13 protein-coding genes and 1 pseudogene are annotated in these 12507 nt (G+C 67.4%); 7 read left to right on the top strand and 7 right to left on the bottom strand.

Going from position 1 to position 12507, the window contains the following annotated elements:
• The first annotated feature begins 125 nt into the window (after positions 1-125).
• From OX89_RS00095 to erpA, 3 genes are read left to right on the top strand one after another with little or no spacing between them, the layout of a single operon-like run.
• Positions 126-842 carry a DUF6776 family protein gene (locus OX89_RS00095; protein ID WP_012655620.1) on the top strand — a complete coding sequence of 239 codons (717 nt, stop codon included), beginning with the start codon at positions 126-128 and terminating at the stop codon, positions 840-842.
• A gap of 54 nt (positions 843-896) precedes the next feature.
• Positions 897-1295: a polymer-forming cytoskeletal protein gene (locus OX89_RS00100; protein ID WP_047349093.1), complete on the top strand. Its 399-nt coding sequence runs from the start codon at positions 897-899 to the stop codon at positions 1293-1295.
• Between the two features lie 60 nt (positions 1296-1355).
• Positions 1356-1730 carry an iron-sulfur cluster insertion protein ErpA gene (gene erpA / locus OX89_RS00105; protein WP_011804082.1) on the top strand — a complete coding sequence of 125 codons (375 nt, stop codon included), beginning with the start codon at positions 1356-1358 and terminating at the stop codon, positions 1728-1730.
• Positions 1731-1792: 62 nt separating this feature from the next.
• Here the strand turns inward: erpA and OX89_RS00110 are convergent, their stop codons facing one another.
• Both OX89_RS00110 and OX89_RS00115 read right to left on the bottom strand, forming a co-directional pair.
• Positions 1793-2914 carry an anhydro-N-acetylmuramic acid kinase gene (locus tag OX89_RS00110; protein WP_047349094.1) on the bottom strand — a complete coding sequence of 374 codons (1122 nt, stop codon included), beginning with the start codon at positions 2912-2914 and terminating at the stop codon, positions 1793-1795.
• A gap of 12 nt (positions 2915-2926) precedes the next feature.
• Complete coding sequence (locus tag OX89_RS00115; protein WP_047349095.1) at positions 2927-4291, bottom strand: M23 family metallopeptidase; 1365 nt, start codon at positions 4289-4291, stop codon at positions 2927-2929.
• Positions 4292-4483: 192 nt separating this feature from the next.
• On the opposite strand from OX89_RS00115, the gene tyrS reads away from it, so the two are divergent.
• Positions 4484-5716, top strand: coding sequence for a tyrosine--tRNA ligase (tyrS, locus tag OX89_RS00120; protein WP_047349096.1), 1233 nt, complete (start codon positions 4484-4486; stop codon positions 5714-5716).
• A gap of 71 nt (positions 5717-5787) precedes the next feature.
• Here the strand turns inward: tyrS and OX89_RS00125 are convergent, their stop codons facing one another.
• Together OX89_RS00125 and OX89_RS00130 are read right to left on the bottom strand one after the other, a co-directional pair.
• Complete coding sequence (locus tag OX89_RS00125) at positions 5788-6216, bottom strand: bacteriohemerythrin (protein ID WP_047349097.1); 429 nt, start codon at positions 6214-6216, stop codon at positions 5788-5790.
• A gap of 252 nt (positions 6217-6468) precedes the next feature.
• The gene (locus OX89_RS00130) at positions 6469-7479 is read right to left on the bottom strand and encodes a LysR substrate-binding domain-containing protein (protein ID WP_047349098.1); all 1011 of its coding nucleotides are present in this window, start codon (positions 7477-7479) and stop codon (positions 6469-6471) included.
• Between the two features lie 223 nt (positions 7480-7702).
• Here OX89_RS00130 and OX89_RS00135 point away from each other — a divergent pair, with 223 nt between their 5' ends.
• The 3 genes from OX89_RS00135 to OX89_RS00145 all read left to right on the top strand — a co-directional run bounded on the left by OX89_RS00135 (position 7703) and on the right by OX89_RS00145 (position 10468).
• A complete protein-coding gene (locus tag OX89_RS00135; protein WP_234305463.1) occupies positions 7703-8071 on the top strand; it encodes a DUF2917 domain-containing protein in 369 nt (122 codons plus the stop codon).
• Positions 8072-8262: 191 nt separating this feature from the next.
• Positions 8263-9693, top strand: a complete 1431-nt coding sequence (gene glmU, locus OX89_RS00140; RefSeq protein WP_047349099.1) for a bifunctional UDP-N-acetylglucosamine diphosphorylase/glucosamine-1-phosphate N-acetyltransferase GlmU — start codon at positions 8263-8265, stop codon at positions 9691-9693.
• A 4-nt stretch (positions 9694-9697) separates the two neighbouring features.
• Positions 9698-10468, top strand: a complete 771-nt coding sequence (locus OX89_RS00145) for an ATP-binding protein (protein WP_047349100.1) — start codon at positions 9698-9700, stop codon at positions 10466-10468.
• Positions 10469-10502: 34 nt separating this feature from the next.
• On the opposite strand, the pseudogene OX89_RS00150 reads toward OX89_RS00145, so the two are convergent.
• The 3 genes and pseudogenes from OX89_RS00150 to OX89_RS00160 form a co-directional block, all read right to left on the bottom strand.
• Positions 10503-10843: pseudogene (locus tag OX89_RS00150) on the bottom strand (chaperone modulator CbpM).
• Positions 10844-10845: 2 nt separating this feature from the next.
• Positions 10846-11841 carry a DnaJ C-terminal domain-containing protein gene (locus tag OX89_RS00155; protein WP_047349101.1) on the bottom strand — a complete coding sequence of 332 codons (996 nt, stop codon included), beginning with the start codon at positions 11839-11841 and terminating at the stop codon, positions 10846-10848.
• 125 nt (positions 11842-11966) lie between these two features.
• Positions 11967-12458, bottom strand: a complete 492-nt coding sequence (locus OX89_RS00160) for an Lrp/AsnC family transcriptional regulator (RefSeq protein ID WP_047349102.1) — start codon at positions 12456-12458, stop codon at positions 11967-11969.
• Between the last annotated feature and the right edge of the window lie 49 nt (positions 12459-12507).

Below are 12507 nucleotides of genomic sequence, written 5' to 3' on the forward strand. Positions count from 1 at the left end.
TGCGTTATGCTGCAGCGCCCCTCGGCGTGCTGCAGACTGCAGAAACCGCCCTTCGGGGCGGTTTTTTTGTTTTTGGGCGTTGCCGCGGGCGGCGACCATCCCACTGAAAGAAACGTGCACTGCCCATGCGTTACCGACTGCTGCGCCGCCGCCTCACGATCTCCGCTCCGCGCGTCACCGTGCGCAGCGCGCTTCCGTGGCCGCTGCGCTGGGCGGCCGTGGCCATCGTCCTGGGCCTGTGCGCGGCCATGACGCTGTGGGCCTTCGACCTGGGCAAACGGATCGCCGGGCTGGACGCGGGCAGCCGGGAGGAATTGCAGCGCCTTCGTGCAGAGGTGTCGCAGTTGCGCGAGCACAACCGTCTCCAGCACGAAAAGCAGGAAGCCGCGGGCAGCCTGCGCATAGCCGAGCAGGCGGCCATGGATCGTCTGCTGGAGCAACTGCGGCAACTCGAAGCCGACAACCGTAGCCTGCGGGAGGACCTGGGCTTCTTCGAGAAGCTGACCCCCACCGGCAAGCCTGGCAACCTGACCATCCGCGGGCTGCATGCTGAGACCTTGGAGGGAGGTGGGCAGTTGCGCTGGCAGGTGCTGGCCATGCAGCCCATGCGCAATGCGCCGGAATTCAAGGGCCGGCTGGAACTGCTGCTGGCGGGCACGCTGAACGGGGCGGAGTGGTCCTCCACGTCTCCAGCGGTCATCCAGCCGCTTCAGTTCCGGCAGTACCGGCGGGTTCAGGGCGTGGCGGCCCTGCCGCCGGGCGCCATGGTAAAAACCGTGACCGCGCGCCTGATGGATGGAACCTCGTTGCGCGCCGCCCAGACTTTTTCACTAGAGCCATAGGGCCCGGCTGCGGACCCGCATGGCAATGACTACTACACCCCGAGGGAATACCACATGTTTTCGCGCAAGAAGCCACCCCCGATCAAGAGCCTGATTGCGCAAGGAACGCGCGTGCAGGGCGATGTGCTGTTCGCTGACGGATTGCGGGTGGATGGCGAAGTGATCGGCGACCTGCGGTCTTCGGCTGAACCCAGCATTGTGGTGGTGTCCGAATCAGCAAAGGTGGAAGGTGCGGTGCATGCCGCCCATGTCATCGTCAACGGAACGGTGGAGGGGCCCGTATATGCCACGGAGCTGCTGGAGGTTCAGCCCAAGGCGCGGATCACAGGTAACGTGCATTACAAGGCCCTTGAAATGCACCAGGGCGCGGTGATTGCCGGGCAGCTCTGCCCGGCCGCGCCGCTGCTGCTGGAAGAAAAGCCCACACTGAAACTGGCGTCAAACGCACAGTGAACGGAGCGCTGGGGGGCTATGCCTTACCATCGAAACAAAGACTGACCCAAGGAGCCCTTCATGAGCGCCGTTGCCGAGAACACCACGACCGAGATGCCCGCCCCCATCCTTTTCACCGACAGCGCCGCCGCCAAGGTGGCCGAGTTGATTGCCGAAGAAGGCAATCCTGACCTCAAGCTGCGGGTCTTCGTGCAGGGCGGGGGATGCTCGGGCTTCCAGTATGGTTTCACATTTGATGAAATCACGAACGAAGACGACACCACCATGACCAAGAACGGTGTGTCACTGCTCATCGATGCCATGAGCTACCAATACTTGGTGGGTGCAGAGATCGACTACAAGGAAGACCTGCAGGGTGCGCAGTTCGTCATCAAGAACCCGAATGCCGCTTCGACATGCGGCTGCGGCTCCAGCTTCTCCGTGGAAGACCACTGACGCACAGCCCATGAGAATCCGCCGCCTACGGGCGGCTTTTTTATGGCTGCGTGGCAGATTGCTCAGGCGGGGTAGATGGCGCCGAGGATACGCTCCCCGCGGGCGCCCGTGACCGCGGGCAATCTGGCTGTCTGGCCGTTGACGCATTGATGCGCCAGCCACGCGAAGGCAGCCGCTTCGACCTGCAGGGGAGGCAGCCCGTGGTGATCCGAGCTTTCGACGCGAACCGTCGGCGCCAATTGCTGTAGGCGCTCCATCAGATAGCGGTTCAGTGCCCCGCCGCCGCAGACGATCAACAGCCCGCAGTCCCGTGCGTGCCGTGACAGCTCCTGGACGCACGTAAGGGCCGTGTACTCGGCAAGGGTGGCCTGGACATCCTGGGGCGCGGCGCCCACGGCGCTGGCCGCAAGACGTGTGGCCAGCCATTGCGGATGGAACAGGTCACGCCCTGTGCTCTTTGGGGGCGCAAGGGCGAGGAATGGCTCGTCCAGCATCGCCTCCAGCAGGGCGGGCAGGACATGGCCGCTGCGTGCCCAGGCGCCTTCGTGGTCGTAGGGCTGCCCCGTATGCCGCTCGCACCAGTGATCCATAAGGGCGTTGGCCGGGCCGCAGTCAAACCCCACGGTGGTCCCGTCGGCCCGCAGGATGCTCAGGTTGGAAATGCCCCCCAGGTTCAGCACCGCCACGGTGCGTCCGGCTTGGCCGAACACGCCGCGGTGGAAGGCGGGCACCAGCGGCGCGCCCTGGCCGCCCGCCGCCACGTCCCGGCTGCGGAAGTCGGCCACGACGGTAATGCCGGTGATTTCGGCCAGCAAGGCGGGCTGGTTGAGTTGCAGCGTGTAGCCCGTGCCATCGAACGCCTGCGGCCGGTGGCGCACCGTCTGCCCATGCGCGCCCAGGGCCTGCACCGCGGCCGCCGTGAGGCCCGCTTGGTCCAGCAGACGGTGGACTACCTTCGCATAGGTACGCGCCAGCGCATTCGCGGCGAGCGCCGCGCGGTGCAGTTCGTCGTGGCCGGTGCTGTTGAGAGCGAGGAGTTCTGCTCTTAAATTAGGAGCTAATGGCGCTGATGCATGCTGGGCTACAGTGCATTTTTGGCCTGAAAAATGCGCGAGCACACCATCCACGCCGTCCAGCGACGTGCCCGACATCAGCCCGATGAACCACCGTGGCGGCGTATCCATGGGCGAAGGGCGTTACTCGGCGCTGGCTTGCAGGATCTGTGCGGCGGAGGACAGCTGCACGCGCATGTTGCCGGCCAGGCGGTCGAATGCCGGGCGTGCGGCGGCCGAGACCGGCTGGGCTGCCTCGCTCTGGCGCGCAATAACCATCGGGTCCTTGTGCTCGCCCGCGACGCGGAATTCGAAGTGCAGGTGCGGGCCCGTGGCCCAGCCGGTGGAGCCCACGGCGCCAATCTTCTGGCCCTGCTCCACGCTTTCGCCCTTGCGCACGTCGATGCGGCTCAGGTGCGCGTAGACGGTGACGTGCTGGTTGCGGTGCTTGATGTACACCACGTTGCCGTAGCCGTTCTGCACGCCGGCGAAATCCACCACGCCGTCGCCTACCGTGCGTACAGAAGTACCGGTCGGTGCCGCGAAATCGGTACCCAGGTGCGCGCGCCAGGTCTTGTGGATGGGGTGGAACCGCATCGCAAAGCCGCTGGAGACGCGGGAGAACTCGACCGGCGACGACAGGTAGGCGCGGCGCATGCTCTCGCCGTCCAGCGTGTAGTACGAGCCCTTGGTGGCTCCCGGCTCCTGGAACCAGACGGCGCTGTGGGTCTTGTCGCCATTGTGGAACTCGGCGCTCAGCACGCGGCCGCTGCGCAGGGGCTCGCCATCTGCCTCCAGGGTTTCATACACCACCGAGAAGCGGTCTTCCTTGCGCAGGGCGCGCCGGAAGTCGATGTCACCGGAGAACACCTCTGCCAGCTGCACGGCGACGGCGTCGGGAATGTTGGCGGCATCCGTTGCTGCAAACAGCGAGCTGCGGATGATGCCGCCCGCCAGGCGGCTGCCCACCGTCAGCGGCGCCGTCTCGATGCGCGAGGCGAAGCTGCCGTCCTGCTGGCGCTCGACCACCAGGCGCTTGAAGCTCTCGCTGTCGTCGGGGGCCCAGCGCGCCGTCAGGCGGGTGAGGCGGTGGTCGTCGGTCGTCTCGGCGGACATCGAGCGGCCGGTGCGTCCCAGCAGGTTCTGCCGCACGTTGGCGTCACTGCGCAGGAAGGCCGAAGCGGCGGGGTCTGCCACGCCCAGGCGCTGCAGGATGCTCTCGGCGGTATCGGCGCTGCGGGTGACGTCGGAGCGGTACAGCGCGTACTGCGGGATGTCCACCAGCGACGATAGCGGTTCGTCTGCCGCCAGCGACTGCACGGCCTGCGTGACGGTGCGCACGGGCAGGTCGGCCGGGTCGGGAGCGAAGGAAGCCACTGCGAAGGCACCGCCGCCGCCGGTGAGCAGCAGGGTGGCCACGGCGGCGGTGATGCGTTTTGGATGTTTCTGAACGGACTGCTTCAGTTGGTTGAGCAATACCAGGCAGGCGGTCGTCAAGCCGTTGTTCAAGAGTCTTACCCCAGGCGTCTGTGTGCTTCCAGGCCCCGGGCCAGGGTCTTAAAGGGCGGGAGGCACTGTCAATGTCGTAGTGCTGTGGAAGGGAGCGAACGCCGGGCGTACGGGTGGCCCACTAGAATCCACGGCTGGAAAGTGCCCGGAAGTATAGTCGTTGGGGCCCTGGCGGCACCCCAAAAAACCCTTATGAATCAATCTGCTGTTACAACATTCCCGGTGACCGATGGTGTAGGACGGGCGCTTGAAGTCTCCCTGCGCGGGGTCGACGAGCTTCTGCCCCAAGAAGAATGGACCCAGAAACTGGCGCGTTCGGAGGCCACGGGCCAGCCGCTGCGCATCAAGCTCGGGCTGGACCCCACGGCGCCGGACATCCACCTGGGCCACACGGTGGTGCTCAACAAGATGCGCCAATTGCAGGACCTGGGCCACCAGGTCATCTTCCTGATCGGCGACTTCACCACGCTGATCGGCGACCCGTCGGGCCGCAACAGCACGCGCCCGCCCCTGACGGCCGAGCAGATCAAGGTCAACGCCGAAACCTACTACACCCAGGCGGCCAAGGTGCTGGACCCAGCGCGTACCGAGATCCGCTACAACAGCGAGTGGTGCGACCAGTTGGGCGCGCGCGGCATGATTCAGCTGTCGGCCAAGTACACGGTGGCACGCATGATGGAGCGCAACGATTTCCACCAGCGCTTCACCGACGGCAGCTCCATCAGCCTGCACGAGTTCCTCTACCCGCTACTGCAGGGCTATGACTCGGTAGCGCTCAGGAGCGACCTGGAGCTGGGCGGCACTGATCAGAAGTTCAACCTGCTCATGGGACGCCATCTGCAGCAAGAATGGGGGCAGGAGCCGCAGTGTGTGCTCACCATGCCGCTGCTGGTGGGGCTGGATGGCGTGGACAAGATGTCCAAGTCCAAGAACAACTACATCGGCATCACGGAGGACGCCAACTCCATGTTCGCCAAGGTGCTCTCCATCTCGGACACCCTGATGTGGGACTGGTACACGCTGCTGTCGTTCAAGAGCCTGGGCGAAATCGCCGCGCTCAAGGCCGAGGTGGCGGCAGGCCGCAATCCCAAGGATGCCAAGGTGATGCTGGCCAAGGAGATCACCGCGCGCTTTCACAGCGCCGCGCTGGCCGACGCGGCCGAGCAGGATTTCATCAACCGCAGCAAGGGCGGCATCCCCGACGACATTCCCGAAGTCCGCCTGGCGGGCGCGCCCCTGGGCATCGGCGCGCTGCTCAAGCAGGCCAACCTTGCGCCCTCGACCAGCGAGGCCAACCGCCTCATCGACGGCGGCGGCGTGCGCGTGGACGGCGTCGTGGTCAGCGACAAGGGCCTGAAGCTGGAAGCGGGCAGCTACGTGGTGCAGGTCGGCAAGCGCAAGTTCGCGCGCGTCACCCTGGCCTGACGCCCGGCGGGGAGCGACCGCGCTCCCGCTTTGCCAAGCCACTCCGCGCAGTGGCTTTTTTCCATGCCCTTTCAAGCCAGGGCGACGGTGCGTTGCGCCTGCAGCGCCTCGCGCATGAACGGCAGGTAGGCGCGGTCCACCTTGCAGATGTGGTGCACCAGCCATTGCTTGAGGAATTCCAGCGCCTCCAGCATGACCTCCTGCCCGCCGTCAAAGCGCGTCAGCAGATCCATGGCCTTGCGCGTGAAGCCGTCATGCTCGGCCTTATGGACAGGAGTTTCGGCGTAGTCGTGCTGCTGGAACAGCACCTCCTCCACGATGAAGTGGTTGCGCGTGTAGTCCACCAAGCCTTCCAAAATTTCGCCCACGGCGCTGCGGCGCGGGCTCGCCGCGCTCAGTTCATCGTGCAGGGCGTTGGTCAGCGCGACCAGTTGACGGTGCTGGTCGTCGATTTCGGGCAGGCCAAGTTCCAGTTCCGCGGTCCAGGGCATGAAAGGCATACAGGGTCTTCTCTTTTGTCCATTGGTGTTGTCGGGGGCGGGGCATAGCCTGCCGACGGTCGCAGACCTTTGCGTGACAACCCATAAGGGAAGACCATGTCATTCGCATGGATTTGCATGGGCCTTGATCTTCGTCAGACGAAGCGCCCGGCTGCGTGAGCGGTATGCCACGCATTTCTGTGCCCCAAAAGCCCGTTGCGCCCGCCCATTGAGCGCTAAGCGCTATAAATAGCGGAGCAATCGTGCCGTGGCTCAGGAGATGTCGTCGACCAGGTCCGTGTCCGGCACTTCGCCGACGGCTTGGCGCGTGGCTTCGGCCTGCAGCAGCAGCCAGGCGCTGAACGCCTGGATTTCGGGGCGCTGGCCGCTGCGCGGGCCGACGACCAGCCAGTACACCAGCGGAGAGTCCAGCCGGTGGCCCGGCAGCACCTCCTGCAGGTCGCCCGAGGCGAGGCTTTCCGCGATCAGCGGCATGCGCGCCAGCGCCAGGCCCTGGCCGGCCAGCGCGGCCTGCACGATCTGCTGCGCGTAGTTGAAGTACAGCCAGCGCTTGGGCTGCAGCCGCCCCAGGCCGTGCAGTTCGAACCAGCGCCGCCAGGTGATCCACTCGAAATAGGGCATGCGGTGCGCGTCGCCTGCCTCGATGAGCGTGAACTGCGCCACGTCGGCCGGCGTGCGGATGGGCGGCATGCTGTTGAGGAGCCAGGGGCTGGCCACCACCGCCAGTTGCTCGCCAAACAGCCGCTGCGCGCCCGCAGCCTGCGTGCCGGGCACGCTGGAGCGCAGGGCCAGGTCCACGTCGGCCGTCTCCAGGTCCACGATGGTGTCGGTTGCGTCGATGCGGATGTCGATGTCGGGGTTGTCGCGCTGGAATTCCTCCATGCGCGGGATCAGCCACATGGACGCAAAGCTGGCCCAGGTGGTGATGGCCACGCTCTTGCGCCCCGCCGTCTGGCGCACCAGGCGCACGGCCGCGTCCATGCGCTCCAGCGCGGGCGCCACGGCGCGCTGCAGCTGGCCGCCGGCGCTGGTGAGCTCCACGGCGCGTGTGTGGCGCAGAAACAGGGGCACGCCCACTTCGTCCTCCAGCGCCTGGATCTGGCGGCTCACCGCCGACTGGGTCAGGGCCAGTTCCTCGGCCGCGGCGCGGAAGTTCAAATGCCGCGCCACGGCCAGAAATGCGCGCCAATGGCCTACGGCCACGGGCCGGGTGCGCAGATGCGCGATGGGAGGAGCGCTGGCGGGCAAGAGGGGGGAGTTCATGGCAGATTGATGACCATTGGGAATCAAAATGCTAGCGCTTTTTCATCGATCGCGCAGCGGGCTGCTCAGGCAGCGGGAGCACCGCTGGCGGTTGCCGTCCCCCGGGGCATGGGGTGATACCGTGATTGATGCCGTTCCGTAATCGATGAGGCCTTCCGTTTTCATTGGACGGTGCCCGGGTCGCAGTCGCACACTGACGTCACTTCAAAGGGTTTACCAGGAGATGACCGTGACCACCTCGCAAGTTCTGCATTCGCAAGCCTCCAGCGTTCCCGCCGGCGTTGCCGGACCGGAACTGTGCACCATTCCCCAGGGCGCGGCGCGCAGCCTGCACCCCCGCGCGCCGATGCAACTGCGCGTGGTCAGCGGCCTGGCCTGGGTGACCTTGAGCGACGGCCCCCATGGCTGGCGCGAGGATTCGGGGGACCTCATGCTGCACGCGGGCCAGAGCGTGTGCGTGGCCTCCGGCCAGCACGCCGTGGTCGAGCCGATGGGCCGCGAGCCGCTGCAGTTCCAGTGGCGCAGCGCCGCCGCGGTGCGCGCATCGTCACCGCAGCACGCCGCCCCCCGGGGCGATGTCTGCCGCGCCTGACCGTCCGGCTATCGCATCAAACTGGCTGCTAGCGCCCGAATGACAGGCGTTAGCAGCTATTTTTTTAGGAGCAATCAGGGGCGGTGGTGCAGCCGCGCCGCAGAGGGGCAGCGCATGGGCGGCGGGATAATGGCGGCGGGCTGCCGGCCTGGGCTGGCAGGACACGACGACCTTCCACTCTCCACACCTTCATGACAGCACTGGACATCATCATCATGGCCGCGGGCAAGGGCACGCGCATGAAAAGCCGCATTCCCAAGGTCTTGCAGCGCCTGGCCGGCCGGCCCCTGCTGCACCATGTGCTGGGCCAGGCCGCCAGCCTGCAGGCGCGCCGCGTGGTGGTGGTAACGGGCCATGGCGCTACAGAAGTAGAAGCTGCTTGCGCAGGATTGGCGGGCCATGAGGGCACTTTTGACTTGAAGTTCGTGCGCCAGGAGCCGCAGCTGGGCACGGGCCACGCGGTGCAGCAGGCCACGCCCGCGCTGGCGGGCGATGGCACGGTGGTGGTGTTGTCGGGCGACGTGCCGTTGACCCAGGCCGCGACGCTGCGCGCGCTGGTCGAGGCCGGGGCGGGCGAGCGCCTTGCGCTGCTCACCGTGCGCCTGCCCGATCCCACAGGGTACGGCCGCATCGTGCGCGGCGAGGGCGGAACGGTGCAGCGCATCGTGGAGCACAAGGATGCGAACGATGCCGAGCGCGCCATCGACGAGGTCTACAGCGGCATCATGGCCGTGCCCGCGCAGCGCCTGGCGGGCTGGCTGGCGCGTCTGACCAACGACAACGCGCAGGGCGAGTACTACCTGACCGACATCGTGTCCATGGCCGTGGCGGACGGCGTGCCCGTGGCGGCCCACTGCATTGGCGATGCGCTGCAGGTGGCGGGCGTGAACAGCCCCGCGCAACTGGCCGAGCTGGAGCGCGCGCACCAGCGCGCCCAGGCCGCGGCACTCATGGAGCAGGGCGTTCGCCTGGCCGACCCCGCGCGCTTTGACCTGCGCGACGATGCGCGCAGCGGCGCGCGCGGCGAAATCCTCTGTGCGCAGGATGTGGAGATCGACGTGGGCTGCATCTTCACCGGCCGCGTGGAACTGGGCGAGGGTGCGCGCATCGGCGCCTATTGCCACATCAGCAACGCCACCATCGCCGCGGGCGCTGTGGTCCACCCCTTTACCCACATCGATGGCGAGAAGGCCGGCGCCCATGTGGGCGAAGGCGCACTGATTGGTCCCTTCGCGCGCCTGCGCCCCGGCGCGCAACTGGGGCGCGAGGTGCACATTGGCAACTTCGTGGAGGTGAAGAACAGCACGCTGGCCGACGGCGCCAAGGCCAACCACCTGGCCTACCTGGGCGACGCCAGCGTGGGCGAGCGCGTGAACTACGGCGCCGGCAGCATCACCGCCAATTACGACGGTGCCAACAAGCACCGCACGGTGATCGAGGCCGACGTGCACATCGGCAGCAACTGCGTGCTGGTGGCGCCCGTGACCATTGGGGCGGGCGGCACGGTGGGTGGCGGCTCCACCATCACCAAGGACACGCCACCGGGTGTGTTGAGCGTGGCGCGTGGCCGGCAGGTGAGCATCGCGAACTGGAAGCGCCCCGCCAAACAGGCCAAGGGTTGAGGCCATGACCGGCGAGGGCATTCCACCGGCGGACACGCTGGCGCAACTGCGCAGCGAACTGGCCCAGGCGCGCCAGCAGATCAGCGATATGGCGGCGGCGCAGGAGGACTTTCTACGGGGTGTGTCGCACGACCTGCGCGCGCCGCTGCGCCACGTCACCTCCTATGGCGCGCTGGTGCGCGAGGTACTGCAGGAGCAGCCGCCGCAGGTGGACGAGGCGCTGGGTTTCCTGGCCACGATGGAGCAGTCCGCGCGCCGCATGGCGCAGATGATCGACGGGCTGCAGGCCATCGCCCGCGCGCGCAGCGCTGCGCTGCGGCCCCGGGCCGTTGCGCTGACCGTGGCTGTGCAGGACGCTCGGCAGGCTTTGGGTGCGGCGGCCGAAGGCGCGGCATGGAACATTGCGCCGGATCTGCCCGTCGTGCAGGCCGATGCCGAGCTGCTGGCCCAGTTGCTGGTGCAACTGCTGGGCAATGCGGTGAAGTTCTCGCGCGGCGTGGCGCAGCCCCGCGTGCAGGTGCAGGCCGAACCTGCGGCGCAGGGCGGTGTGCACATCACCGTGCGGGACAACGGCGTGGGCTTTGATGGCACGCGCGCGCAGCAGCTCTTTGGCGTGTTCCAGCGCATGCACCGCGAAGCCGAATTCGAGGGCGTGGGCGCGGGTCTCGCGCTGTGCCAGGCGATCGCGCAGCGCCATGGCGCCCGCATCCAGGCCACCGCGGCGCCCGGTGCGGGCTGCACGGTGGCGCTGGAGTGGCCGGCTGCGGCGCGGTAGCGGCCTGCGCTTGCCGCACTTCCCGCCGCCGCGCTCAAGGCATCGCCGCAGGCAGGCCCAGGCGCGTCTGCAGCTCGCGCAGGCGCTGGCGCAGCGCGGTCACTTCCTCGATCAGGTCTGCCGTCAGTGCGGCCAGCTCGGGGTCGGCGTCAAAAGTGGATTCCAGGCGTGCCAGCCGCGCGCGCGCACCACGCTCGCGCTGCTGAATCGCCAGTGCCCGCCGGCCTGCTCGCCTTGCAGCAAGCCGGCCTCCAGGCGCTCCACGACCCAGTCGGGGCCCATGCAGCAGGTGCGTGCCAGGTCTTCCAGCGTGAGGCGGGGCTGCTCGTCCAGCAGCTCGGCCAGGGCATGATCAACAAATGGGGGCGTGGGCATGCTCAGGCTCCTTGCGTAGAGGGCTTGCGGGGCTGGAATTGCGGGAAGGCCTGCGCGAACGCGCGGTAGGCCTGCTGCTGGGCCTCGTTGGTGGCGGGGGGCAGGGCCACGTGCAGTTCCAGGTACAGGTCGCCGGGCGTGGCGGCGGGAATGCCGCGCTCCTTCAGGCGCAGCTTGCGGCCGGGTTTCCAGCGCGGCGGCACGGTCACTTCCACGGTGGCGCCGCCGGGTGTCTGCACCTCGACGGGGCCGCCCAGTTCGGCCTCCCAGGGCGCGAGGGTGACGGACTGGTACACGTCGCGGTCTTCGGCGCGCCAGCGTGCGTCGGGCTTGAAATGCACCTCCAGGAACAGGTCGCCCGCGGGCGCGCCGCCCAGGCCCGGGCCGCCCTGGCCGCCCAGGCGGATGAGTTGGCCCTCCCGCACCCCCTTGGGGATGTTCACCTGCAACTGGCGTTCTTCATTGACCAGGTGGCCGCTGTCGTCCAGCCGCGCACCGCGCAGCGTCAGCGTGCGCTCGGCGCCCAGGTAGGCATCGCGCAGGTCCAGCTCGATGCTGGCGTGGTGGTCGCGCCCGCGCTGCGGTGAGGTTCTGCCGCTTCCATCATGGGCCGACGGGCCCGCGTGCCGGCTGCGCTGGGCGCGGGCGGCGCGGCCGAAGAGCTGCTCGAAAAAGTCGCTGAACTGCGCCGCGTCCATGCCCTCGGCGCCGGGCGTGCCGGTGAACTCGAACCCTGCGTCCCAGTTCGGCGGCGGGCGGAAGTCCTGCCCCGCGCGGTGCGGTGCCTCGCGGCCCAGCGCGTCGTAGGCGGCGCGCTTCTCCGGGTCCGACAACACGGTATTGGCCTCATTCACCTCGGCCATGCGGGCCGCGGCATCGGCCTCCTTGCTCACGTCGGGGTGGTACCGGCGCGCGAGCTTGCGGTAGGCCTTCTTGATGTCGGCGGCAGTGGCGTCGCGTGCCACGCCGAGGATCTGGTAGTAGTCCTTGAACTCCATGCGTCCCTCCATGCATGGCCGGCCCGCAGTGGGCGCGGCCTTGAGGTTCACAGAGTGGAGTCGCTGTCCCGGAAGGTCAAGAGGTCGTGCAGGATTGCTATAAATTCAATAGCTGTTGACGCTTGCTAGATAAGCGCTAGAGGTACTTTTGTTTCAAACTTTGCACGGTGGACCGAGAAGAACGACTTCACGTTGCGCACATTGGCGTCCTGCGTGAACAGCCGCTGCGACAGGGCCAGGTAGCCCGGCATGTCGCGCGTGTGCACGATGAGCACGAAGTCCGGCCCCGGCGAGACACGCCAGCATTGCTGGACCTCGTCTTCGGCGACGGCGCGGGCCTCGAACGCGTCCAGGTGCTCGGCACCCTGGCGGTCCAGTGCAACCTCGACGATCGCAGCCAGCCCGTGGCCCTGCAGCGCGGCCAGGCGGTCGGGCTGCAACAGCGCCACCTGCCGCTCGATCAGGCCCAGGGTGTGCAGCCGCCGCACGCGGCGCAGGCAGGTGGGTGGGGAGACATGCACCTGTTCCGCCAGAGCTTGGTTGCTGAGGGAGGCGTCGCGCTGCAGTAGGTCCAGCAATTGCAAATCCACGGCATCCAGCGAGGAATCAGATTCCATAAAAGTGTGTTTTATGAATAAATATTTCTTAGATTATGGCGGAAGAAAT

This window comes from Diaphorobacter sp. J5-51, assembly GCF_001023515.1.
Classification (GTDB): domain Bacteria; phylum Pseudomonadota; class Gammaproteobacteria; order Burkholderiales; family Burkholderiaceae_C; genus Diaphorobacter; species Diaphorobacter nitroreducens.